Source organism: Micromonospora sp. WMMD754, assembly GCF_049315235.1.
Taxonomy (GTDB): domain Bacteria; phylum Actinomycetota; class Actinomycetes; order Mycobacteriales; family Micromonosporaceae; genus Micromonospora; species Micromonospora sediminicola.
In genome coordinates this window covers 2,642,669-2,664,373 of sequence record NZ_CP186058.1, presented here as the reverse complement: position 1 = coordinate 2,664,373, position 21,705 = coordinate 2,642,669, and the positions used below count along the sequence as shown (strand labels likewise).

Sequence of the window (21,705 nt, the reverse complement as noted above, 5' to 3'; positions counted from 1 at the left end):
CGGGACAGGGCATGATGGGTGGCGTCGGCGAACGGCGACCGCGAGGAGGCCGGCATGTCGTTGCTGCGACGGGTGATCGGCGGGGTGCTCCGGCGGATCCGCCTGCGTCAGGGCCGCACGCTGCGCGAGGTGGCCCAGGCCGCCGGGGTCTCCCTGCCCTACCTCTCCGAGGTCGAGCGGGGCCGCAAGGAGGCGTCCTCCGAGGTGCTGGCCGCGATCTGCCGGGCGCTCGGGATCCACCTCGCCGACCTGCTCGAGGAGGCGCGCGACGAGCTGCGCCGGGAGCGGCCCACGCCGGTCGGCACCGCCATCCCGCTGGCCCGCCTCGACCGCGCGCCGGCCACCCGCACCGGTCCGCACCTGCGGGTCGGCCCGCCCCGGCTGTCCGTCACCCGCCGGCCCACCACGTCCCCCCGGACCTCGGCGGCCCACCGGCCGACGGTCTCGCTCCGCCCGCCGGTCGCCCGTCGGCCGGTCACCGCCACGCCCCTGCTCGGTGGCACGCGGCGCCCCGTGCGGCCCGGGCCGACGCCGGTCGGCCCCGCCCTCGACGCCACCACGCCGATCGGGTTCGGCGGCGGCATCCGGATCTGGCCGGCCCCCTCCGCCCCGACCGTCCGCCCGCGCCCGCGTACCTCGCCGGCGGTGGCCCGGCGGCGGGCCCGCGCCGGCCGACGGCGCGCGGTCGCCGCCTAGCTTCTGCCCAGGGCGAATCTGCCCCGGGCAGAAAGCCTGGGCCGCGGGGGTGCGCCCGACGGACGCTGGAGACCGCCGGCTCGCCGGGCGGTCCCCCGCCCACCGGCGGCACGGAGGTGGGCGGTCATGGGTGGTGGCATCTGGATGCTGGACGAGGGGCAGCCGGCCTTCGGTGACCGGGTCTTCGAACGGCTGCTGAAGGAGCGGATCATCTTCCTCGGCACCGAGGTCACCGACGCCTCGGCCAACCAGATCTGCGCGCAGATCCTGCTCCTCGCGGCGGAGGACCCGGAGCGGGACATCTTCCTCTACATCAACTCGCCGGGCGGCTCGGTCAGCGCCGGCATGGCCGTCTACGACACCATGCGGTACGTCAACAACGACGTGGCCACGCTGGCGCTGGGGATGGCCGGCTCGATGGGGCAGTTCCTGCTCTGCGCCGGGGCCGCGGGCAAGCGGTTCGCGCTGCCGCACGCGCGGATCATGATGCACCAGCCCTCCGGCGGGATGGGCGGCACGGCGGCCGACATCACCATCCAGGCCGAGAACATGCTGCACGTGAAGCGCACGATGCAGGAGCTGATCGCGGAGCACAGCGGGCACACGCTGGAGGAGATCCAGCGGGACTGGGACCGGGACCGCTGGTTCACCGCCGAGGAGGCCCGCGACTACGGCCTCGTCGACCAGGTGCTCTCCCGCGTCGACCAGCTCGCCGCGTGAGCCGGACGGCCCGGCCGGTCGCGCCGGCCGGGCCGTCCGCCACGGTCAGGGGTAGCTGACCACCGGGCTGGTGCCGTAGGAGCCGACCACCGGGGTGCCGGCCTCGTTGATCGTCCGCTCGATCCCGCCGCTGCCGTTCAGGAACACGGTGATCGCGTCGTGGAACCGCACGCCGGCCCGACGCGGCGCCTCGATCGCCCGGTCGCAGCGGATGTCCACGCCCTGGTTGAAGTACGCGTAGACGCCCAGCCCCCACGCCTCGTGCGTGCGGACGTGGTCGGCCACCTTGTAGGAGGCCCAGCCGTTGCCGGTGGGGCTGCGCCAGGCCGCCTGGCTCGGCGGGTCGTAGGGCAGCTCGCTCTGGTAGAACACGGTCCGCCCGCGCTCGCCGTTCCAGATCGTCTGCCAGCGCTGGTAGTGCTCCACGAAGAGCCCGTACGCGGTCACGTCGTCGCCGTTGACGACCACGCCGGTGGCGGCGGTGTTCACGGTCCAACCGATGGTGCCCGGCCGGCCGTGGTCGCCCCGCCAGGCCCAGATGTTGTCGATCAGCGTGTGCCGGCTGTTGACGACCAGGCTGGTCACCGCGCGCCCGGCGTACGGGCCGCCGATGCGGAAGAAGACGTCCTGGAGCGAGATCGGATTCGTGGCGTGCGACCGGTGGCAGTGCCGTCCACCGACCTCGACCAGCACCTCGGACTCGACCGGCCCGGCGTCCACCAGCACCCCGGCGATCCGGACCCCGTCGACGTCCTCGATCCGCAGCGCCGCGTCGCCGCCGGTCGGCACCAGGCTCGGCATGCCGAGGCCGAGCACGACGGTGTTCGGCCGGCGGACCCGCAGCGCCCGGTCCAGGTGGTAGACGCCGGGGGTGAGCAGCAGGTGCCGGCCCCGGGCGAGTTCGGTGTTGATCCGCCGGGCGGAGTCGGTGGGCCGGGCGAGGTAGAAGTCGGACAGCGGCAGCGAGGGCACCGGCGCGCCGCCGGCAGCCCAGGTGGTGCCCGCGGTGTCCCGGCGCAGGCGGGGCACCGCGACGCGCCAGCGGCCCGCGCCGTCGACGAAGAGGTACGGCTTCTCCCGGGTCACCGGGCTGGTCGGCAGCGTGGTGTACGGCGGATCGGGGAAACCCTGCGCCGGCGCGCCGACCACACCGGAGAAGACCTGGTTCCAGACCCCGTTGGTCCAGTCGCCGCCGAGTTCGCTGTCCCGGGTGAGCCACTGCTGCTGGGATCCGTTGATGGTGATGCCGTCCACCCTGGAGTCGGCGATGTAGCCGCCGCTGGAGTAGCCGCCGTTGCCGGGTTCCAGCCACAGCACGCCCTTGATGTGCACCCGGCGCATCGGGGACGCCTGCGAGACGGCCCACTGGTTCGACCAGTCGGTGGGGCTCACGGCGAGGTTCTCCGCCGAGCGCCAGAAGTTGGTCAGCGCGGAGATCCCGGCGGGTGAGTTCGGGTCGGGCTGCCCGATCACCCGGACCGCGCCGTGGATCTCCACGTCGTCCGGGTGCGCACCGAGCCCGGCGACGGTCGTGTAGTAGCCGAGTCGGGCGTCCACCTCGTAGCGGCCGGGCTTGAACAGCACGGCGTAGCGGTCGAAGCCCATCTCGTTGTGCTCCTGGGCGGTGAAGATCCGGTCCAGGGTGGACTGGATCTCCGCGGCCGGCGTGGTCGGGTCGAAGACGTGCACGTGGGGGCCGAAGTCGGGCTCCCGGTTCGGGCGTGCCGGCGGGGACGCGACGGCGGCGCCGGCCGGGAGGCCGAGGGCGGTGAGCGAGGCCGCCGAGGCGGTGAGCGTGAGGAAACGGCGGCGGGAGGGGTCGGGTGATCGCATCTGCCTGCCTGTTCGGTGATGGTGGGGAGAGCGCTCTCTGGCCGTTCCTACCTCATCGCCGTCGATCCCGCCAGAGCCCGCCGGTTCCGGAACCGGGAAGGATCTCGACGCCGCGGGAGTTGCGCCTCAAGAAAGTTGAACTCGCAACAACAGGGAGCGCGCCCATGTCCATCGCCGTCACCGGGGCCACCGGCCAGCTCGGCCGCCTCATCGTCACCGCGCTGCTCGACCGCGGCGTACCGGCCGGGGAGATCGTCGCGGTCGGCCGCGACACCGACCGGCTCGCCGACCTCGCCGGCCACGGGGTCGCCACCCGTCAGGCCGACTACGACGACCCCGACTCGCTGCGCGCCGCCTTCGCCGGCGCCCAGAAGCTGATGTTCGTCTCCGGCAGCGAGGTCGGCCGTCGCCGACCGCAGCACGCCAACGTGGTGACCGCCGCCCGGGAGGCCGGCGTCGGGCTGGTGGTCTACACCAGCATCGCCCACGCCGACACCTCCGGCCTGCTGCTCGCCGCCGAACACCGGGACACCGAGCAGCTCCTGCACGACTCGGGCCTGCCGTCCGTGTTCCTGCGCAACAGCTGGTACCTGGAGAACTACACCGGCCAGCTCGACGCGTACCGGGAGCACGGAGTGACCGGCGCGGCGGGCGACGGGCGGGTCAGCGCCGCCACCCGCGCCGACCTCGCCGAAGCCGCCGCCGTGGTGCTCACCCGCGACGACCACACCCCGGTGTACGAGCTGGGCGGCGCGCCGTTCACCCTCACCGAACTGGCCGCCGAGGTCAGCCGCCAGACCGGCGTTCCGGTCGGCTGCACCGACCTGCCGGCGGACCGCTTCACCGAGGTGCTGGTCGCCGCCGGCCTGCCCGAGGGGTACGCGGCAGTCCTCGCCGACGCCGACCGGGGGATCGCCCGCGGCGAGCTGGAGGTCGGCGACGACCTCGCGAAGCTGCTCGGCCGCGAGCCGACCACCCTGGCCGAGGCGATCCGCGCCGCGCTCTGAGGACCGGTCGGCGCGCCTGGCCGCCCGTGGCGGCGGTCAGGCGCGCCGCGTCGCTCAGGCGCGCTCGGCGCGCTGCTTCACCAGGTCGTCGACCAGGCTCTCCACGTAGTCGGCCGTCTCCTCCCAACGGGTGACGGCGACACTGCGGATGCCCATGGCCTTGACCGGGTAGTCGTTGCCACCCACGTCGAGCCGGTCACCGACGAAGAGCACGTTGTCGATCTTCAGGTCCAGGCACTCCAGCAGCTTCCGCATGCCGTACGCCTTGTCCACGCCCTTGCGGGTGACGTCGATCGAGGTCGAGCCGCCACCACGGACCTCCAGGTCCGGCAGCTTCGCCGCGACCGCGTCCCGCAGCCGCTTCTTCTTGTCGCCGTCCGGGTCCCAGCCGTACTTCTCGGCCGGCGGCGCGGACTGCCCCAACGCCGAGAATGTGATCTGGCTGCCCCGGTCCTCGATGATGTCGCCCCAGGTCTTCGCCTCCCACAGGCCGAGCGCCTGCGCCGACTCGGTCAGCGCCGCGACGACCCGGGCCTTGTCGGCCTCGGTCAGGTCCTCGGCGTAGACCTGCCGCCAGTCCCCGTCCGACCAGCGGTAGTAGCGGGTGCCGCAGGTCGGCATCAGGTGCAGGCGGGCGCGCTGCTCCTCGGTGAGGTCGAGGTGGGTCAGCACCTGCGACTGGAACTGCTCGAACCGCCCACCCGAGATGATCAGAACGTCCACCTCGGTGAGCAGGTGGCCGAGCAGATCCGCCATCCGACGATCGATCTGGGACTTGGAAATCGCCAGGGTGTCGTCGAGGTCGAACGCCACCACTCGAAGATCGTTCACGAATACCTCATGTCGTCGCGGGCAGGCCAGGACTAGCAGGGTACCGATGCCTCCTGGCGCCTTCCTGAACAACCCACCACGCGGAACAGCTTTCCTCACGGAGGGTAACAGGGTCACCACCGGTCCTGACTTGAAAACCGGTCGACGGCTGCCGGCGCCGACGTCGATCCTGGATCGATGCGCCAGGAGGAGATCTGGGACGCCGAGGCAGCCCGGCGGTACGACACCCCGGGCAGCGGGATGTTCGCGCCGGACGTGCTCGGGCCCACAGTGGACCGCCTCGCCACGCTCGCCGGTGACGGACGCGCCCTGGAGTTCGCCGTCGGCACCGGCCGGGTGGCCGTACCGCTGGCCGAACGCGGCGTGCCGGTCAGCGGGATCGAACTCTCCGTACCCATGGTGGAGCGACTGCGGACGAAGGTCGACGCGGCCACGATCCCGGTGGTGGTCGGCGACATGGCGACCGCGACCGTGCCCGGCGAGTTCAGCCTGGTCTACCTGGTCTACAACACCGTCGCCAACCTGCTCACCCAGGCCGAACAGGTGGCCTGCTTCCGCAACGCCGCCCGCCACCTCCGGCCGGGCGGGCGGTTCGTGATCGAGCTGTGGGTGCCCGAGTTGCGTCAGCTCCCCCCGGGCCGGCAGGCGACCGTGTGGCACACCGAGGACGGATACATCGGCCTGGACACCTACGACGTGCTGCGGCAACGGGTGGTGTCGCACCACGTCCGGTTCGGCTCCGGCCGGGAGGCGCAGATCTTCCGCACCCCGCACCGCTACGTCTGGCCGTCCGAGCTGGACCTCATGGGCGAGCTGGCCGGCTTCACCCTGGAGAGCCGGCACGCCGACTGGACCGGCGCCGAGTTCACCGGCGAGTCGCGCTCACACGTGTCGGTCTACCGACTGCCCGGCTGACCTACGCTCCCCGCGATGGCGAAGGTTCTCGTCACCGGCATGTCCGGCACCGGCAAGTCGACCGCGCTGCTGACGCTGGCCGCGCGAGGCCACCGCACCGTCGACACCGACTCCGACCGCTGGAGCCGGTGGGTGACCCTGGCCGACGGTTCGACCGACTGGGTCTGGCGGGAGGACGCGATCGCCGACCTGCTCACCGGACACCAGGCCGGGCACCTGTTCGTCGCCGGGTGCAAGAGCAACCAGGGCCGGTTCTACCCGAGCTTCGACCACGTCGTGCTGCTCAGCGCCCCGGCCGAGGTGCTGCTGGCGCGCATCGCCGACCGCACCGACAACCCGTACGGCAAGCGGGCCGAGGAACGGGCCGAGATCCTGCGCAACCTCGCCGAGGTCGAGCCCCTGCTGCGGGCCACCGCCACCGCCGAGGTCGACGCGTCGGCACCGGTCGAGAGCGTCGTGGGGCACTTGGAGCGCCTCGCCGGAGGGTAGAGTCGGACGCATGTTCGAAAGCGCCCTCGTCAATCTCTACACCGCCGACATCGAGGCCGGCATCCGCTTCTACCGCGACCTGCTCGGCTTCGTCGAGACGTTCCGGACGCCCACCGAGGGCGTCCCGGAGCACGTCGAGTTCCGCCTCGACGGGTTCACGCTCGGGCTCGGCACCGTCGAGGCGGCCCGGCGTGCCCACGGCGTCGCCGCCGAGCCGGGACGGCCCGCCATGGCGCTGGTCGTGTGGACGCGCGACGTCGACGAGGCCTTCGCCCGGCTGGCCGCCGCCGGCGTACCGACGGTTCAGGACCCGCACGACTCGGGCAACGGCAACCGCAACGCCCTGCTGCGGGACCCGGACGGAAACCTCGTGGAGATCGTCTCCAAGGTCGGCTGAGCGGTTCCGGTTCGTCCACCCGGGGTCACGGCTACGAGGCGATCGGGCCGGCAGCGGGCACGCAAGCCCCGGCTAAGCGGAACAGTGATCGCCGATCAAGGCTTTGATCTGGTGCCCCCGGCAGGATTCGAACCTGCGACACACGGTTTAGGAAACCGATGCTCTATCCCCTGAGCTACGGGGGCGCGAGGGCACAGTCTAGCGACCTGGGGGTTCACCTGGGGTGGCAGGGAGTGGCCCACTTTCACCCACGTTCCCCGGACCGCCGTTCTCCCAGCCCAGGGAGTCTCTACGCGAGTTCGCATGGCACCAGCTCCGCTGATCTTGGTTGTTTGGGCTGGTAGGGCCTCTTGTCGCGGATGCAGGCCCAGAGGACGTTGAGGCGTTGTCTGGACAGGGCGGCGGTGGCTTGGCGGTGGGTCTTTCCTTCGGCTCTCTTCTTGTCGTAGTAGGCGCGAGATCGTGGGCAGTGGGTCAGGGCGGTGAAGCTGGACATGCTGAACACCCGGCGTAGGCCAGCATGTACAAGGTGGTACTCACCGAAGCCAGCATCGTCGAGGACCGGAACACCTGGCTCGACGCCGACCTCTCCGACGGCTCTGGCCCACCCTCTGGCTGCCATCCCAGCTCCGCCAGCGCTGGGAGGACACCTCCCCGAACTCGCCATCACCCGCAACAACGTGACATAGCGGTAGACCCGCGCAAGAACGCCCCAGGCCATCCGCATATCGAACACCGAGCCGCCGCATCTCGAACGCAGCTTTGCCGCAAATCGAATGCGAAGGCCCTCGCGGATCGAAACCGTGCTGGCTATCATGCTGTCGTGCCGACACCGCACCTGATTCCACGTCGGGCCGCCGCGCAGGTCGACGCCGCGCTGACCGACACCCGCGTCGTGCTGATCAGCGGAGCACGCCAGACAGGCAAAAGCACGCTGGTCCGCATCGTCGCCGGCGATCGGCTTGCCGAGCGCCGCGACCTTGACCGGGCACAGGACCGGGCGGCGGCGATCGCCGACCCGGTCGGCTTCGTGGACTCCTCCGAGCTCCTGGTCGTCGATGAGATCCAGCGCGCCCCGGAGCTCCTACTGGCCATCAAGGCAGCCGTCGACGAGGACCCGCGCCCTGGCCGGTACCTGCTCACCGGCTCGTCCCGCCTCTTCGGCATGGTGGCCGCGCCGGACGCCCTGCCCGGCCGGATGGAAACCGTCGAACTCTGGCCGCTGTCTCAAGGCGAACTCGACAAAGCGCCGGACGGATTCGTCGATGCCATCTTCGCGCTCGGCCCTGACCTGCGACACGAGTCGGACGTGACCCGCGCCGACTACGCGGCCAGAATCGTGCGCGGCGGCCTACCCGAGGCCACCACCCGCACCGACCCGCGCCGCCGCCAACGGTTCCTCGACGCCTACGTCCAAGCGCTCATCGACCGCGATGTCCGGCAACTGTCCGACATCCAGCACAAGGGCGAACTCCGCAAGCTGGTACGCCTCCTCGCGGCCAGATCCGCGACCATCATCGCCGCCAACTCCCTCGAATCCGCACTCGGGCTGAGCCGGCCGACGATCGCCCGCTACCTCCAGGCCCTGGAGGAGATCTTCCTGATCAAGCGGATCCCCGGCTGGTCCCGCAACCTGGGCACCCGCGCCACCGCCGCACCGAAACTGATCTTCGTCGACTCGGGTATCGCCGCCAACGAGACCGCGACCGACGCCCGGGCGCTGCTGCGGCCGGGCGCACCATTCGGCCCATTACTCGAATCCTTCGTCCTGTCCGAACTCTCCCGCCAGCTCACCTGGTCCGAGCAGCCCGTCGACCTGTCCCACTACCGCGACCAGAGCAGGTACGAAGTCGACGCGGTGCTCGAGAACAGAACGGGCCAGGTGGTCGGAATCGAGGTCAAAGCAGCCACCACCGTCGGACCCGACGACTTCCGCGGGCTACGCCGACTCGCCGACCGCCTCGGCGACGACTTCATCGCCGGCATCGTCCTCTACACCGGCACCTCCACGCTGCCGTTCGGCGACAAACTCCGCGCCCTGCCGGTCAGCGCACTGTGGCAAACTTCCGCACCGCCACCAGCCTGACCTCGCCCCCTTTCCGTAGGTCGCTCCCGGCACCCGGAGTGGGCATGCCCGTCAGCCGGGCGGGGGCGGTGGCGTGGCGGCCACGAGCAGGGTGAGTTCCCGGACCAGGTCATCCAGCGACTCGCCGGTCTGCGCGCGGACCAACCCGAGGGCGAGGTCGGCGAGCAGATAGAAACCGAGCGTACGGGCCTGGTCGGACTCGAACGAGGCCAGCAGCGCCTCGGCGCCCGCGAGGTCACCGCGGCGGCGGGCGGCGATCACGCCGGCGGCGCGTTGCACGAGGTCGGCGGCGACCGGAACCGGGCCGGTCACGTCGGTCAGGGCCTCGGCGTCGCGGCGCGGGCGGCGTCGAAGCGCGCGGTGACGTCGGCCCAGTCCACCAGGTCCCACAGCCTGTCGACGTAGTCCGGGCGCACGTTGCGGTACTGCAGGTAGTAGGCGTGCTCCCAGGCGTCGAACACCAGCAGCGGGGTGGAGCCCTGCCCGACGTTGCCGTGGTGGTCGTAGACCTGCTCCACGATCAGCCGCTGCCCCAGGGGCTCCCACGCCAGGACACCCCAGCCGGAGCCCTGCACGCTCTTGGTCGCCGCCGACAGCTGGCCGGCGAACCCGTCGAAGGAGCCGAAGTGCTCGTCGATCGCCGCGGCGAGCTCCCCGTCGGGGCGGTCGCCGCCGTCCGGGGACAGGTTGTTCCAGAAGATCGAGTGCAGCACGTGCCCGGACAGGTTGAACGCGAACGTCTTCTCCAACCCGACCAGCGCCGCGAAGTCACCCTTGTCGCGGGCCTCGGCGAGCTGCTCCAGGGCGCCGTTGCTGCCCTTGACGTACGCGGCGTGGTGTTTGCTGTGGTGCAGCTCCAGGATCTCGCCGGACATCGCCGGCTCCAGCGCACCGTAGTCGTACGGCATGTCGGGCAGAGAGTAGACGGCCATCCCAGCAGCTCCTCGCACCATCGTCGTCGCAGAGTTGGGCGGGCACCCCGGCGGTGGTTCAGATCATCGCGTTGCCGGAGCACCCGCCCACTGCTGCCAGCATTGCGTAGTTGCCAAGCTTCGGCAATAAGCACGGTTCAGAGTGGGGTGCGGCCCAACGTCGAGTCGGGCGCAGCATGTCACAGGAGACCACTACGGCGGTCGATGGAAAAGTGGAGCTGAGCAGCAATTACGCACTTCGCTGGGCTTCCGCAGGCGATCACAGCGGCGCGCGGGTGCGACCCGCGCAGGAAGCCTGGACAAAGAGAAGCCGCAGGTCATCGGCCTGCGGCTACACACGGAGCGTCGGGTTAGGAAACCGATGCTCTACCCACTGAGCTACGGGGGCACGAGGGCCCAGTCTAGCGACCCGGGGGTTCACCTGGGGTGGCGGGAGTGGCCCGCGTTCACCCACGTTCCCCCGACCCCCGTTCGCCCAGCCCAGGACCACCTCACGCCGTAGGAACGCACCGCCCTCACCAGCCGCGACGGCCTGCTCATATGTGGCCAGCAGCTCCAGCTCCTGCCCCGGCGTGAACGACCGGCGTACCCGCGGCCCGCCGGAACGCGGACCTTCTTGCGGCTCATGACCCCGTCCTGGGCCGTCGCGACGTCAACAGCAGTATTCAACGCTCCTCGATCCTGAACTCGCCCTGTCCGAGGGACTTGCTACGAGCCGCTGACCTCAACTCACCCTGACGGACAGGGACAGCGCGGCTTACTCGCTCATGCGGTCGGGGCGCTGAGAACGCAGTCAACGGCCGTATAGAGAGTTTCGGTTTCGGACTTCAGGATCGAGTCCTCGGTGGGCAGGGCTCGTGCGATGGAAAGCCCATTGAGGACGGTGAGCAGGAATCGCACTCGGCGTGCGTGGTCCTCCCTGGGAAGCGCGCCTTCGTCAGCGAGAACCGTCAGCCAGTACTCGATACGGCGCCACCCGCCTCGCTCCAGGGCGAGATACGCCGCGCGCACCTCCTCGCTTGGTTCGGGTGCGATGAACATCTGGTACGCCTTGCCCCACGCCTCACGTGCTTGCTCCCCGACGCCGGCGGGGGCGAGCACTTGCCGGAGACAGTTGACCAGTCGATCCCGGACGGGCAGCGATCGGTCGTGGATCGGGTCATCAGGGAACATGTGGTCGTAGATTCTGGCGAGCACGGCGTCCTGCAGCGCGCGCTGGGTCGGAAAGTGGAACCTGAGCGAGCCCGTGCTCACCCCGGCCCGTGCCGCGACCGCACGCACGCTCAACCGTGCGGTCACATCCTCTGCGAGCATCGCCGCCGCGGCCGCGAGGATCCGTTCCCGCGAGCCGGTGCTCCCGTCGTCCCGTGTCATCCGCCACCTCCTGTCACATCGTACTAGCACGCCGTGCTAGCGTTGCCACTAGTACAGCGTGTTAGTGAGAAGCGGCGGTCGACGGCGAGCGAGGGAACGTGATCGAGGACTGGCGACAACGGCGGGCAGCCAAGCGCATCAAGAGCGGAGACGGGCGGGCATTGAAACGCCTCCGCTGGTGGCAGCTACCCTTCCGCGCACTGTTCCACCTCCCACTGGCCGACGGGGATGGCCGGCAGACGGTGTACGCCGTCGACATCCCACGCCGGACCGACCCGGAAGGCGGCAAGGCGAGAGCGCACCTGTATCTCGACGGCAGACACCACGCCGAGTCCAAGCTCCCGGCAGTCTTCCCCGTCGAGGGCGGCATCATCGAAGTGGCGATCAGTGCATTCGGGCTCAAGCGCTGCCACTACGTCACCACCGCCGGCGCGGAGCACCCGCTCATTCCGGATCCGAAGTCCGCCGAAGGACGCCGCGCCCGCGTCGAACACGAACACCCGACGCTGAGCCGCTCGATCAGCTTCCTCTCCGTGCTGATGCTCCTCATCGGCGTGGGCCTGAACCTGCTGCAACTCGCCGAACCGATGTCGCGGATCCCCCCGATCGCCGAGAACATCGGAACTTTCGACTCGCCCATTCACCTGCCGATCTGGCTCAACCTCGCCCTCGCCGTCGGGGCCGCACTGGGGAGCACCGAGCGGGCACTCCGCCTGCGTCACAGCGTGCTCGACCACGCCGGGAAGTGACCCCATCCACTGGAGGAAGCCATGACCACCACGAACAAGCCGACCTCACCACCCATTCCGGCCGAGCCCCGCAACGGGCCGTCAGTCCCCACCGGAGTGGAATACCACCGGGTACTCGCCGGCGAAAAACGCCGCATCGGTCGCGGCGTTCTCGCCATCCTCCTCCTGCTGGCAGGGCTCGTCGTCTTCCCGACGGTCATCGGCAGAGCGGCTGCGCTCATCGACGTACGGATGGGGAACACCCCGCCGATCCTGGGTGGCACCGACTACACGCCGCTCTACCATGCCAGTTCGATGTTCGCCCTCGGCCTGCTCATTCCGTGGAGCATGCTCATCCAGCGGTGGCTCTACGGCGTGCCCGGTGCGTCCCTGCACTCCGTGACGTCGCGGTTCCGCTTCGACCTGCTCGGCAAAGCGCTGCTCATCTTCGGTCCCGCCTGGCTGGTGGTCAACGCCCTCGGAGCTCTCACGCCCGTCGAGGAGGTCCCCTGGTCGCAGACCGACCTCGTCGCCATCTTCCTCGCCACGATCCTCCTCACCCCGCTCCAGTCGGCGGGCGAGGAATACGGCGTGCGTGGGTTGATCTTCCGCGTGATCGGAAGCTGGACCCGTAGCCCACGGGCAGGTCTGATCGCCGGGGTGCTGCTCTCGAGCGCACTGTTCACGGCCGCACACGGCGCGACGGATCCGTACATCATCGTCTGGTATTTCACGCTCTGGACCGGTCTGGCCATCATCACCTGGCGCACCGGCGGGCTTGAGATCGCGGTCATGCTGCACGCCGTACTCAACACGTTCAGCCTCATCCTGGCCGTGTCCCTGCGGGTGGACCTCGGTAGCGCACTGCAGGACCGCTCAGCCGGAGTCGGCACGCCGTACCAGCTCGTCCCCGCCCTTGCGGTCGTCGTCATCACCGCAGCCATCTGGTGGCGTACCCGAAAGACAGGACCAGCACTTACCGCGGGCCGCAGTACGTCGCCACGCCACACACGGTCGTGACGGGGCAGCGGCGGCCCCGGACCTGGGGCCGCCGCTCGTCCGCCGTCGCCGGTCAGCAATCGAAGACTGCATTGACCAGGTTCTGCGGTCGCGTGCGTTCAACCGGATCGGTGACGCTCGTTTGCCTGTCGCCGATCGCCCGGGCCCACTCGATCCTCTGGAGCGGGAGCCGATCACCGACGCCGGCGAGGTCCGCAAGGAACGCATCGAGGCCGACCTGGCCGGCGAAGGCCGCTGCGACCTGAATTGACGGCCGACGAGGACAGGGCGCCGTTGGCGGATGACGCAGCGGCGCCTGTCCGGGTCACTGGTCGGGGTGAAGCTTCAGCAGGCGGTCGACGAGGGTGGCTGGATCCGCTGGTGTGGTGCCGAACAGCAGGGCTGTGTACAGCGGTGCCACGACGATGTCGACGACCTGTTGGAGTGTGGGTGGATTCTCGCCGCGTGCGTGAGCCCGATCGAGTAGTGCCTGCATTTCGTCGAACCGTCGGGTGAGGGCGGGTGGTAGTTCCGCCTTGGTTCCGAGACGGACGGCGACCAGTGTGCGCAGCAGTAGTTGTCCATCTGGGCCGGAAAGGTCTGCGGCGACGCGGTGGGCGTAGTCCTCCAGGTCGGCATGGAGGTTGCCGGTGTCGCGTATCGGCGAGCCGGTGGTGAGGCGTTCGGCGACCGCGTCGAGCAGTAGGCCGTCGAGGGTGCCCCAGCGCCGGTAGAGGGTGCCCAGGTGTACTCCCGAATGCTCCGCCACCTGGGCCAGGGTGAGTTGGGCCAGCGGTTGTTCGGTGGTCAGGTCGTCGACTGCGCGTAGGACGTCGGCGCGGACTCGCGCGGTGCGTCCTCCGGGGCGGGACTGGTGTTGGTCACTCACGGAGCAAGCTTAACGCGAGGCGTTTGGCGTTTACCCTCGCGCGGGCTATGGTTTGACGCGAAGATGTTCGCGTTAGTCGGCTGGGCCCGCCGCGACCGGGCCCCTTCAGCACGCATCGGAAGCACATCGGAGAGGACAAACGCCATGAGCGTTCGCGAAACCGCACAGCAAGCCTTCAAGAACCACCTGGAGTACCTGTCGTCCGGACGGATCGAGGAGTGGGTGGACCTGTTCACCGACGACGGAGTCCTGGAGTTCCCGTACGGCCCGGCCGACTTCCCGAAGAAGGTCGCAGGCAAGCAGGCCCTGTTCGACTACATGCGGAACTTCCCCGAGCACTTCAAGGTGGAGTTCGTCGACCTGCGCTTCCACGAGACCATCGACCCCACCCTGGTCATCGCCGAGTTCACGTCCGCGGGCCAGGCGTTGAGCACCGGTAAGCCGTACAACCAGACCTACATCTCCGTCGTGGAGACGGCGGAGGGAAAGATCAGTCGCTACGTCGACTTCTGGAACCCGCTGGTCGCGGCCGAAGCGCTCAACGCGACCGGCGACAGCAGCCTGTACGCGGCCTTCGACGCCAACTGACCCATCGGTGTGAAGGGGCGCCTCGAGTCACGGCGCCCCTTCACACCGGCCACCACACAAAAAGGAGTCACGGCATGCGTCAAGAGGATCTTGTTGACCAGTTCGCCATCCAGCGGGTGATCACCGAGTACGCCTGGTTCGTGGATCGCCGAGACTGGGACGCCCTGGTGGTGACGCTCGCCGACACCGTGGTCGTTGACTACACCGCGATGAGCGGCGGCGAAGCAGAGACTCTCCCCGGCCCCGAGCAGGTAGATCGGTGGCGACGGGAGCTCGGCGTGTTGGATGGCACACAGCACGTGGTCACCGGGGTGATCGCCGACGTGACGGGCGATACCGCCACCGCGACCGCGAACGTGCTGGCCTGGCTACGACGCGACAACGTGCCGGGCGGACGGCTGTGGCACAACGGCGGCACGTACGAGTTCGAGCTGCGCCGCGCATCCGAGCGATGGCGAATCAGCCGGCTGGTAGCCCGACCCATCTGGATCGAGGGAAACATCGGGGTCTTCGCACAGCGACCCGGGTGATCGAGCCCTCCCAGGCCGACCACGGACGGGCACCTGCCGGCGTGGTCTTCCTGCGGCGCCGCTCGGCCCTTCTCAGCACGTGAAGCGGGGCTGGCGGTGGCCGGCCGCGGACTCGCCCGGACCAGGTGTCGGCCGACAACGCGGAAGCTCCTTGAGCCGTTCAGGTGGGGCGGTAGGTGTCGGCCCGGTCAGGGCTACCCCGCTCTGAGGGTGAGCAGGGTGATCTCGCTCGGCGCGAAGATCCGGAACGGCGGACCCCAGAAACCGGTCCCCCGGCTCGTGTAGAGCTGGGTCCGGCCGTGCCGGCTGAGGCCCTGCACGACCGGCTGGTCGAGCCGGACCAAATAGTGGAACGGCCACATCTGTCCGCCGTGGGTGTGCCCGGACAGTTGCAGATCCACGCCGGCCGCGACCGCGTCGTCGATCTGCTTGGGCTGGTGCGCCAGCAGCAGCACCGGCAGCTGCGGGTCGGTGCCGGCGAGCGCCGCGGCGTGGTCGGCACGGTGACCGGCGATGCCGGACGAGGCGGCGGTCACGTCGTCCACCCCGGCGACGACGAGCCGGGCGCCGTCCCGCTCCACCACGAGGTGCCGGTTGTGCAGCGGCTCCCAGCCGAGGGTCCGCATGTGCTCGACCCAGCCCTGCGCCTCGCCGTAGTACTCGTGGTTGCCCGTCACGTACACCCGGGCCAGCCGGGCCCGGACGGCGCCCAGCGGCGCGGCCTGTGCCCGGCGCTGGTCGACCGTACCGTCGGCGATGTCGCCGGTGTGGCAGACGATGTCGGCAGCCAACCCGTTGACCACCTCGATGGTCCGGGCGGACCAGCGTGCCCGGTCGATCGGGCCGTAGTGGGTGTCGGTCAGCAGCACCACCCGGACCCCGTCGAGACCCGAACCCAGCCGATCCACGATGACCTCCACCCGCCGGACCCGGGGCACCCGCATCGCCTCGGCGTACCCCCAGACGGCCAGGACGACCGAGATTGCCGCCGCACCGACCGCCACAGCCCGGGACCGCACCGGATCGGCGACCCCCACCGCGGCCAGCGGAAGCCGGGCCACGTTTCCGAGCAGCGCCCAGACGAACAGGATCCAGACCAGGCCAAGCAGTGTGTCCCCCGCGCGGGCCGCCGCGTCCAGCCGCCGGCGGCCGTGCCCGAGATACATCAGGGCGGGGAACGCGACCAGCGCGACGACGAACACGCTCGTGCCGGCGGCCACCACCGGCGCAGGCCAGGCCGCCGCCACCGTCAACGTCCACCAGGGCAGCCCGAACAGCAACGCCAGGACCGCGACCAGCGTCGCCCCGGACACCAGCGGTCGCAACGACCCTCGTGCCGGCTGCACCTGTACGGAATCGCCAACCGCCATCGTCGTCCTCCCGTCCGGGTCCGTGCAGCATGACACGTTTGCGACCGGCGGTCGGTCGCGGTGGTCCGCGCTGGCACCGGTTCACCTGTCGTGGCAGGGGTTTGCTGCGCCGGTGATCAGGGCACGTGGCGCGTGAACAACCATCGATCGAGGGCCATGACGCAACGGGGGCATGATGGACAAAGGTGCAAGAGTCGGTATCGCCGCGACGCTGGCCATGACGGCCGGGGCCGTGGTGCCGATGCCCGCTGAGGCGGCGAGTGCAGGAACATTCGCGGCCGCTACGTACCTCGCCACGGGGTCGACCGCGACTAACGCCGTCGCTGTCGCCGACGTCACCGGTGACGGGCGACGCGACATCGTGGTCGGCGTTGATGCCGTTGACGGTACGCAGACGAGTTCTGTGCTGGTCTTCGACCAGCGAGCCGACCACAGTTTCGGCGCTCCCACCAGGATCAAGGCGCACGGCGGCTACAACAGCAACGTGCAGCTCGCGGTCGCGGACATCGACGGCGACGGCCGTACGGACGTGGCGATGTCGTCCTCCGCCGGCGTCGATGTGCTGTTTCAGCGTGGCGGGCGCCTCGCCGCGCCGCTGCTGGTCTCCGGGGGTGCCGGGGACGTGGCGATCGGGGACATGACCGGGGACGGACGACCGGATCTTGTCGTCGGCACACGCCAGGGCGAGGTCAGGATCTACCGGCAGACTGCGGCGCATGCGTTCCAGAAATACCGGACGGTCACCGGGCCGATCATCACCGGCGCACCCGTGAACCAGGTGTTCGCCGCCGACCTCAACGGAGATGCCCGCACCGACCTCGCACAGTTCTACGGTCACGGCACGTGGGTGCGGCTGCGTCGCGCGGATGGTTCCTTCGGGCCGGCGACGACCTACCGGACGCCGGCCGATGACTCCGGCTTTCGCCGCATCGGCTCCGGTGCGGCGGTCGGTGACGTCACTGGCGACGGCCGGGCCGACCTGGTGACCAGCGTTGACGGCAACAGGCCGGACGCCGCCGTCCAGGTATTCGCGCAGGGAGCCGATGGGCTCGCGACGACGCCGACCAGATACCCCGCATACGACAGTCCCTCTGGCCTGACAGTCGGCGATCTGACCGGCGACGGCCGCGAGGACCTGGTTGTCGCACACAACAGTTGGCGCGCGGTGAGCGTCTATCTGCAGCGGTCGACCGGGGAGCTCGCCGGGTACACGACGAACGGGGTCGACGGGGTCGGGCCCCAGGCGGACTCCCTGGCCATCGGTGACGTCACCGGGGACGGGAAGCCGGACGTCGTCGCCGTCGCGTACGACAAGGTGGCTGTCCTTCGGCAGCTCTGACACTCGCCGGCTGTGGACCACGTGCTCGGGTCGGCCTCGCCGCCCGCCGCGTGGCCCACAGCCGGCGTCACTGCAGTCCTGCTGATTCTCGGGGCGACGCCGGCCGCGATGTCGCCGTCGCCTGGTCCGGCCGCTCCGGGGAAGTCAGATCTCGCTCTCGACGCCGGCTCTCCTCGCTGAGCACTGACCGCATCATCGGCGCTCTTCGTGACCCGCCTAGAGGGCTGCTATCGCCACGGCGTCCGCCGCTCGGGTAGCAGTCGCGCGAGGACGACGTACGACGAATTGCGGTGACGAGTCAGCCCGATTCGCCGCAGTCGGTGACGTCGGCCCGCTTCCGGATCAGGGACGAGTAGATGAGCGGGGATCCGGTGAGCGTGTTCCCGGACTTGACGCCCTCCCAGATGTAGTTCTCCACATGGCTTCCGTAGCCGTCCAAGGGAAACAGGCCGTCGTTGGTCATGTGCCAGAGCCGGGTGGGGTCTCGGAACGCCAGCGACAGCACGAACCTGTTGCCGGCATCCTTCAGACGCCCGGCTGTGCCGGCGTGGGCCAGAAGCTCCACGTCCACCGTCTCGCAAGGTCTGAGGTCCTGCTGCTGCCAGAAGACCGCTTCCCCGGATTGCGCGATGGCGAAGATCGCGGCATCTCGGAGCGGGACGGGTGACCTGTTCAGCATCGAGACCGTCGCGACGACGACGAGGCCGGACGACGGCGGCTTCGCGGACGCGGAGGTGTCGTCGTCGGCGATCCAGATAGCCACGCGGGAGGCGTAGCGCCGTTCGTACCGCTCCCGGGCGATCTGGTTCAACCTGATCTGGTCACGGTTGACCTGCTGTTGATCTTTGAACGCCTGAACGGCGAAGACCGCCGCCACGACACTGACGGGAATGGCGGTAAGCGCGGCAATTGCCTGAAGACCTGCGCCGTTGCGGTTGAACCACGAAAGCCGGCCGCCGGCCGCCGCCGGCACTTTCTCGGATTCCATCGGGTCGTCGTGATTCTTCACAAAACCACAGCCTATCGACGCCGACCAACGGGTGAAACCGCGACGGATACGCCACCGACTCAGGGTGAGGCGATCGGCAATCGGCAGGAACCCATCGGGGCGAGGCCGAGGTCGCCGAGTGTGGCCGCGCCGCGCGTGGCGTGGACGCCACCGGCGAACACCAGGGTTCGTGCGGACTGGTATCGGCAGCCGGCGACGTCGAACGCGTCGACCGCGGTGAGCAGCGCCCGTTGATCGCCGTCGAGTAGGGCTTCAGCCCGTTGCACCATGGCTTCGGCGACCGGGTTGCCGGCCACGACGGTCCGGGCCCCGGCCAGGTGGTCACGAGCGCTCGGGCTTCCGGCGAGCACCGCCGCCTCGGCGCGTAGTGCGACATACCAGTGGAGCCACACCCACGTGACCGACTTCCAGACCGAGCCGGGATCGGGCGCCATCCGTTCCAGCGCCTCTGCCGCCTGCCCCCGGTGCAGCAGGAGCATCGCATCGAAGACCGCACCATAGCCGTGGATCTGTTCCGGCGAGGTGCCGAGCCGACTCTGGACATCGACCCAGACACTTCGGGCCTCCCGGTCGTCGCGGAGCCCGTGGATCATCGCGACACCGGCTGCCGCGGGACCGAGCACCGACCTGGCGGGGCGGCCGGCCCGCTGCCACGCGTCGAGGAACCGCACACTGCCGGCGAGCACCTCGTCGGTGTCGCCCGCGAGCGCGTCGGCAACCAGCAGCCAGCTCGTGGCACGGTGACCGACCTCCGCGAGCAGCGGGTGATCGGCGATCTGCCGCGCCCACCGGCGGGCGGCCGGCAGGTCTCCCGCCCCGAGGCCGGCCTCGGCGGCATTGCCGAGAGCGTCGAGTAGTTCGTGGGTGGTGGCCGGAGTTGCCGGCAGGGACGCGAGCAGCGCGACCCGGCGCCGCGCCGTGGCCGCGCTGGCGAACGTCTCGCCGGCCCAGCACTGGGCGCCGGTGAGCGCGTCGAGCGCGGCGGACTCGGCGAGCGGGTCGCGAGTGCGGTGCGCGAGTGCGACCGCCCGCTCGGCACGCGCGATCGTTTCGGGTACGTCGTTGTCGGGCGGGCCCTGCGCGGCGCCGAACGCGTCGGTGAGCACCCCGGCCTCGGCGAGCGCCACCGCGGCCTGGGCGGCCGGGTCGTCGCCGGCCAGCTCCCGCGCCTCGGTGGTGAGCGCGATCGCCTCCTGCGCCGGCGGGAGTTGTGCGAACTTGCTCCAGAACCGGTAGGAGCTGGTGGCGGCGGTCGCCAGGTCGGCGGCGGCGCCGGCGTCGTCTCCCGCTCGGCGGGCGGCCCCGGCGGCCGCCCGGTAGAGGCGGTACATGTCGTCGCCGCGCATGCGGCATCCGGCCACGGCTGCGGCCTGTCTGAGCATCGCCGCCTCGGCGGTGGGCTCGCCGGCGAGCGCGGCCGCCTGCTCGTAGCGCAGCTGAGACTCGCCGATCAGGGTTCGGACGAAGGTCAGCTCCGCCAGGTGACGGGCGAGGCGGTAGGCGTCCGGGCGCTGCTCCGGACGGTCGGCCGCCCACGACAGGGCGGTGCGGAGGTCGTCCGCCACCGGGTCGAACCGGGCTCGCCAGTCCGCCCGCACCTCGGCCAGGTCGGTGGCCCTGGTCAGGCACCAGCGAAGGTGCCGGGACCGGGTGTCGGTCAACTCGCCGGCCTCGGCGAGCCGTTCCGTGCCGTACTGGCGGATGGTTTCCGGCAGCCGGTACTCGGTTCCGCCGGGAAAGGCCCGCACCGTCAGCAGGCTCTGTTCGGCGAGCCGGGCCAGGCCGTCGGCGACGATGCCCTCCTCCGCGCCGGTGACCTCCGTCGCCGCCGATGTGGAGAAGGGCGCCACGAAGACCGACACCCGGCGCAGCAGCGTCCGGTCGGCCGGCTCCAACAGGGCGTGACTCCAGTCCAGCGTCGCGCGCACCGATCGGTGCCGGTCGTCGGCCCGGGCGCCCCCGGTGAGCATCCGCAGGGGATGGGACAGGGCGGCGGTGATGCCGTCCAGCCCCAGCGTCGGATACCGCGCGGCGGCCAACTCGATCGACAGCGCCATTCCGTCCAGCCGCTCGCAGATAGCGGCGACCTGGTCGCGCAACGGAGGATCCAGTGGCCAGCCCACCGCTGCCGCCCGCTGCACGAACAGCGCGACCGCGTCCGACTCGCCGTCGACGGCCAGCGACAGCGGCGGCACCGGATAGACCCGCTCGAAGGGCACCATCAGCCGTGCCCGGCTGGTCACCAGCACCGTCACTTCGGGGCACGCCGCCAACAGCCGCTCGAGGAACAGCGCCACCCCGTCCAGCACGTGTTCGCAGTTGTCGAGCACCAGCAACGCGTGATGGTCGGCCAGGGCGGTGACGACGGACTCGGTCATGTCCCGGCCGGGCTGCTCACCCAGGCCCAGCGCCACGCCCACCGCGGCGGCGATCATGCCGGAGTCGGCCACCGGGACCAGATCGACGAACCACACACCGTCGGAATACTCGCCACCGGCCCGCGAGGCGACCGCCAGCGCGAGCCGGGTCTTGCCCACTCCGCCCGGACCGACCGCGCTCACCTGACGGTGCGCCCGGATGAGTTCGGTCAGCTCGGCGCACTCGCGCGCCCGCCCCACGAACGGGGTCAGCGGGGCCGGTAGGACCGGCGCCTGAAGAGCGGCGCCTCCGCCGGTCAGCTCCGGCACCCGCTGCGCGAGCGCACGGCGGTCCGGGACCTCCAGCTTGCGCAGCAGCGAGGAGACGTGCGTCTCGACGGTACGCACCGAGATGAAGAGTCGCGCTCCGATCTCCGCATTGCTGAGGTGGTCTCCGACCAGCGCAAGCACCTCGGCTTCGCGAGGGGAGACGTCAACCATCACCCCATTCTGTCGCACGTCTCTCCGTGTGCCGGTTCCGTGGTCGACTCCGTGGCCGGCACGGATCCGGGCGGGACCTGCCCGAGGAGATGCTGTGCGCACACACCCGTCCGGG

The 21,705-nt window shown here is 70.4% G+C and carries 21 protein-coding genes, 1 tRNA gene and 1 pseudogene; 12 read left to right on the top strand and 11 right to left on the bottom strand.

Annotation, left to right across the window (positions count from 1 at the left end; genetic code table 11):
* Positions 1-54 precede the first annotated feature (54 nt).
* Complete coding sequence (locus ACN27B_RS13040; RefSeq protein WP_422745159.1) at positions 55-696, top strand: helix-turn-helix domain-containing protein; 642 nt, start codon at positions 55-57, stop codon at positions 694-696.
* A gap of 126 nt (positions 697-822) precedes the next feature.
* A complete protein-coding gene (locus ACN27B_RS13035) occupies positions 823-1,416 on the top strand; it encodes an ATP-dependent Clp protease proteolytic subunit (RefSeq protein ID WP_091582790.1) in 594 nt (197 codons plus the stop codon).
* A 45-nt stretch (positions 1,417-1,461) separates the two neighbouring features.
* Here the strand turns inward: ACN27B_RS13035 and ACN27B_RS13030 are convergent, their stop codons facing one another.
* The gene (locus tag ACN27B_RS13030) at positions 1,462-3,249 is read right to left on the bottom strand and encodes an adenylyl cyclase (protein ID WP_422745157.1); all 1,788 of its coding nucleotides are present in this window, start codon (positions 3,247-3,249) and stop codon (positions 1,462-1,464) included.
* Positions 3,250-3,413: 164 nt separating this feature from the next.
* On the opposite strand from ACN27B_RS13030, the gene ACN27B_RS13025 reads away from it, so the two are divergent.
* The gene (locus tag ACN27B_RS13025) at positions 3,414-4,256 is read left to right on the top strand and encodes an SDR family oxidoreductase (RefSeq protein WP_422745155.1); all 843 of its coding nucleotides are present in this window, start codon (positions 3,414-3,416) and stop codon (positions 4,254-4,256) included.
* A gap of 54 nt (positions 4,257-4,310) precedes the next feature.
* Here the strand turns inward: ACN27B_RS13025 and ACN27B_RS13020 are convergent, their stop codons facing one another.
* Positions 4,311-5,087 (bottom strand): HAD-IIB family hydrolase, encoded by a 777-nt coding sequence (locus ACN27B_RS13020; protein WP_091584240.1) that lies wholly within the window; start codon positions 5,085-5,087, stop codon positions 4,311-4,313.
* 177 nt (positions 5,088-5,264) lie between these two features.
* Here ACN27B_RS13020 and ACN27B_RS13015 point away from each other — a divergent pair, with 177 nt between their 5' ends.
* Genes ACN27B_RS13015 through ACN27B_RS13005 form a run of 3 tightly spaced genes read left to right on the top strand, consistent with a single transcriptional unit; the run spans position 5,265 to position 6,888 of the window.
* A complete protein-coding gene (locus ACN27B_RS13015) occupies positions 5,265-6,002 on the top strand; it encodes a class I SAM-dependent methyltransferase (protein ID WP_422745153.1) in 738 nt (245 codons plus the stop codon).
* Positions 6,003-6,017: 15 nt separating this feature from the next.
* A complete protein-coding gene (locus tag ACN27B_RS13010) occupies positions 6,018-6,491 on the top strand; it encodes an AAA family ATPase (protein WP_099162714.1) in 474 nt (157 codons plus the stop codon).
* A 10-nt stretch (positions 6,492-6,501) separates the two neighbouring features.
* The gene (locus tag ACN27B_RS13005; RefSeq protein WP_422745151.1) at positions 6,502-6,888 is read left to right on the top strand and encodes a VOC family protein; all 387 of its coding nucleotides are present in this window, start codon (positions 6,502-6,504) and stop codon (positions 6,886-6,888) included.
* A gap of 109 nt (positions 6,889-6,997) precedes the next feature.
* Here the strand turns inward: ACN27B_RS13005 and ACN27B_RS13000 are convergent.
* Together ACN27B_RS13000 and ACN27B_RS12995 are read right to left on the bottom strand one after the other, a co-directional pair.
* Positions 6,998-7,073: transfer RNA gene (locus ACN27B_RS13000), tRNA-Arg, on the bottom strand.
* A 104-nt stretch (positions 7,074-7,177) separates the two neighbouring features.
* Positions 7,178-7,411, bottom strand: a pseudogene (locus tag ACN27B_RS12995) (IS110 family transposase); the annotation flags it as partial.
* Positions 7,412-7,711: 300 nt separating this feature from the next.
* On the opposite strand from ACN27B_RS12995, the gene ACN27B_RS12990 reads away from it, so the two are divergent.
* On the top strand, positions 7,712-8,974 hold the full coding sequence (locus tag ACN27B_RS12990; RefSeq protein ID WP_099162716.1) for an ATP-binding protein: 1,263 nt from the start codon (positions 7,712-7,714) through the stop codon (positions 8,972-8,974).
* A gap of 51 nt (positions 8,975-9,025) precedes the next feature.
* Here ACN27B_RS12990 and ACN27B_RS12985 read toward each other — a convergent pair whose 3' ends face one another.
* The 3 genes from ACN27B_RS12985 to ACN27B_RS12975 all read right to left on the bottom strand — a co-directional run bounded on the left by ACN27B_RS12985 (position 9,026) and on the right by ACN27B_RS12975 (position 11,280).
* The gene (locus ACN27B_RS12985) at positions 9,026-9,286 is read right to left on the bottom strand and encodes a superoxide dismutase (protein ID WP_099162717.1); all 261 of its coding nucleotides are present in this window, start codon (positions 9,284-9,286) and stop codon (positions 9,026-9,028) included.
* Between the two features lie 5 nt (positions 9,287-9,291).
* Positions 9,292-9,906: a superoxide dismutase gene (locus tag ACN27B_RS12980; protein ID WP_099162718.1), complete on the bottom strand. Its 615-nt coding sequence runs from the start codon at positions 9,904-9,906 to the stop codon at positions 9,292-9,294.
* A 765-nt stretch (positions 9,907-10,671) separates the two neighbouring features.
* Positions 10,672-11,280, bottom strand: coding sequence for a TetR/AcrR family transcriptional regulator (locus ACN27B_RS12975; protein WP_091582841.1), 609 nt, complete (start codon positions 11,278-11,280; stop codon positions 10,672-10,674).
* Between the two features lie 98 nt (positions 11,281-11,378).
* Between ACN27B_RS12975 and ACN27B_RS12970 the strand changes: the two genes are divergently transcribed.
* The gene (locus ACN27B_RS12970) at positions 11,379-12,029 is read left to right on the top strand and encodes a hypothetical protein (protein ID WP_091582845.1); all 651 of its coding nucleotides are present in this window, start codon (positions 11,379-11,381) and stop codon (positions 12,027-12,029) included.
* 21 nt (positions 12,030-12,050) lie between these two features.
* Entirely contained in the window at positions 12,051-13,028 is a 978-nt protein-coding gene (locus ACN27B_RS12965) for a CPBP family intramembrane glutamic endopeptidase (RefSeq protein WP_099162720.1), read from the top strand.
* Between the two features lie 304 nt (positions 13,029-13,332).
* Here ACN27B_RS12965 and ACN27B_RS12960 read toward each other — a convergent pair whose 3' ends face one another.
* Positions 13,333-13,896 carry a TetR-like C-terminal domain-containing protein gene (locus tag ACN27B_RS12960; protein ID WP_099162721.1) on the bottom strand — a complete coding sequence of 188 codons (564 nt, stop codon included), beginning with the start codon at positions 13,894-13,896 and terminating at the stop codon, positions 13,333-13,335.
* A gap of 144 nt (positions 13,897-14,040) precedes the next feature.
* Here ACN27B_RS12960 and ACN27B_RS12955 point away from each other — a divergent pair, with 144 nt between their 5' ends.
* A complete protein-coding gene (locus ACN27B_RS12955) occupies positions 14,041-14,484 on the top strand; it encodes a nuclear transport factor 2 family protein (protein ID WP_422745146.1) in 444 nt (147 codons plus the stop codon).
* A 74-nt stretch (positions 14,485-14,558) separates the two neighbouring features.
* A complete protein-coding gene (locus ACN27B_RS12950; RefSeq protein WP_099162723.1) occupies positions 14,559-15,014 on the top strand; it encodes a nuclear transport factor 2 family protein in 456 nt (151 codons plus the stop codon).
* 194 nt (positions 15,015-15,208) lie between these two features.
* On the opposite strand, the gene ACN27B_RS12945 is transcribed toward ACN27B_RS12950, so the two are convergent.
* Positions 15,209-16,384: a metallophosphoesterase gene (locus tag ACN27B_RS12945; protein WP_099162724.1), complete on the bottom strand. Its 1,176-nt coding sequence runs from the start codon at positions 16,382-16,384 to the stop codon at positions 15,209-15,211.
* 172 nt (positions 16,385-16,556) lie between these two features.
* Here ACN27B_RS12945 and ACN27B_RS12940 point away from each other — a divergent pair, with 172 nt between their 5' ends.
* A complete protein-coding gene (locus ACN27B_RS12940; RefSeq protein ID WP_099162725.1) occupies positions 16,557-17,723 on the top strand; it encodes an FG-GAP repeat domain-containing protein in 1,167 nt (388 codons plus the stop codon).
* A gap of 298 nt (positions 17,724-18,021) precedes the next feature.
* On the opposite strand, the gene ACN27B_RS12935 is transcribed toward ACN27B_RS12940, so the two are convergent.
* Both ACN27B_RS12935 and ACN27B_RS12930 read right to left on the bottom strand, forming a co-directional pair.
* On the bottom strand, positions 18,022-18,732 hold the full coding sequence (locus tag ACN27B_RS12935) for a hypothetical protein (RefSeq protein ID WP_422745142.1): 711 nt from the start codon (positions 18,730-18,732) through the stop codon (positions 18,022-18,024).
* Between the two features lie 59 nt (positions 18,733-18,791).
* Positions 18,792-21,590 (bottom strand): ATP-binding protein, encoded by a 2,799-nt coding sequence (locus ACN27B_RS12930; protein ID WP_422745140.1) that lies wholly within the window; start codon positions 21,588-21,590, stop codon positions 18,792-18,794.
* Between the last annotated feature and the right edge of the window lie 115 nt (positions 21,591-21,705).

Excerpts from the sequence above, each read along its gene's own strand:
- ACN27B_RS13040 (WP_422745159.1), top strand. The coding sequence starts at position 55 with ATGTCGTTGCTGCGACGGGTGATCGGCGGGGTGCTCCGGCGGATCCGC.
- ACN27B_RS13035 (WP_091582790.1), top strand. The coding sequence starts at position 823 with ATGGGTGGTGGCATCTGGATGCTGGACGAGGGGCAGCCGGCCTTCGGT.
- ACN27B_RS13030 (WP_422745157.1), bottom strand. The coding sequence starts at position 3,249 with ATGCGATCACCCGACCCCTCCCGCCGCCGTTTCCTCACGCTCACCGCC.
- ACN27B_RS13025 (WP_422745155.1), top strand. The coding sequence starts at position 3,414 with ATGTCCATCGCCGTCACCGGGGCCACCGGCCAGCTCGGCCGCCTCATC.
- ACN27B_RS13015 (WP_422745153.1), top strand. The coding sequence starts at position 5,265 with ATGCGCCAGGAGGAGATCTGGGACGCCGAGGCAGCCCGGCGGTACGAC.
- ACN27B_RS13010 (WP_099162714.1), top strand. The coding sequence starts at position 6,018 with ATGGCGAAGGTTCTCGTCACCGGCATGTCCGGCACCGGCAAGTCGACC.
- ACN27B_RS13005 (WP_422745151.1), top strand. The coding sequence starts at position 6,502 with ATGTTCGAAAGCGCCCTCGTCAATCTCTACACCGCCGACATCGAGGCC.
- ACN27B_RS12980 (WP_099162718.1), bottom strand. The coding sequence starts at position 9,906 with ATGGCCGTCTACTCTCTGCCCGACATGCCGTACGACTACGGTGCGCTG.
- ACN27B_RS12975 (WP_091582841.1), bottom strand. The coding sequence starts at position 11,280 with ATGACACGGGACGACGGGAGCACCGGCTCGCGGGAACGGATCCTCGCG.
- ACN27B_RS12965 (WP_099162720.1), top strand. The coding sequence starts at position 12,051 with ATGACCACCACGAACAAGCCGACCTCACCACCCATTCCGGCCGAGCCC.
- ACN27B_RS12955 (WP_422745146.1), top strand. The coding sequence starts at position 14,041 with ATGAGCGTTCGCGAAACCGCACAGCAAGCCTTCAAGAACCACCTGGAG.
- ACN27B_RS12950 (WP_099162723.1), top strand. The coding sequence starts at position 14,559 with ATGCGTCAAGAGGATCTTGTTGACCAGTTCGCCATCCAGCGGGTGATC.
- ACN27B_RS12945 (WP_099162724.1), bottom strand. The coding sequence starts at position 16,384 with ATGGCGGTTGGCGATTCCGTACAGGTGCAGCCGGCACGAGGGTCGTTG.
- ACN27B_RS12940 (WP_099162725.1), top strand. The coding sequence starts at position 16,557 with ATGATGGACAAAGGTGCAAGAGTCGGTATCGCCGCGACGCTGGCCATG.
- ACN27B_RS12930 (WP_422745140.1), bottom strand. The coding sequence starts at position 21,590 with ATGGTTGACGTCTCCCCTCGCGAAGCCGAGGTGCTTGCGCTGGTCGGA.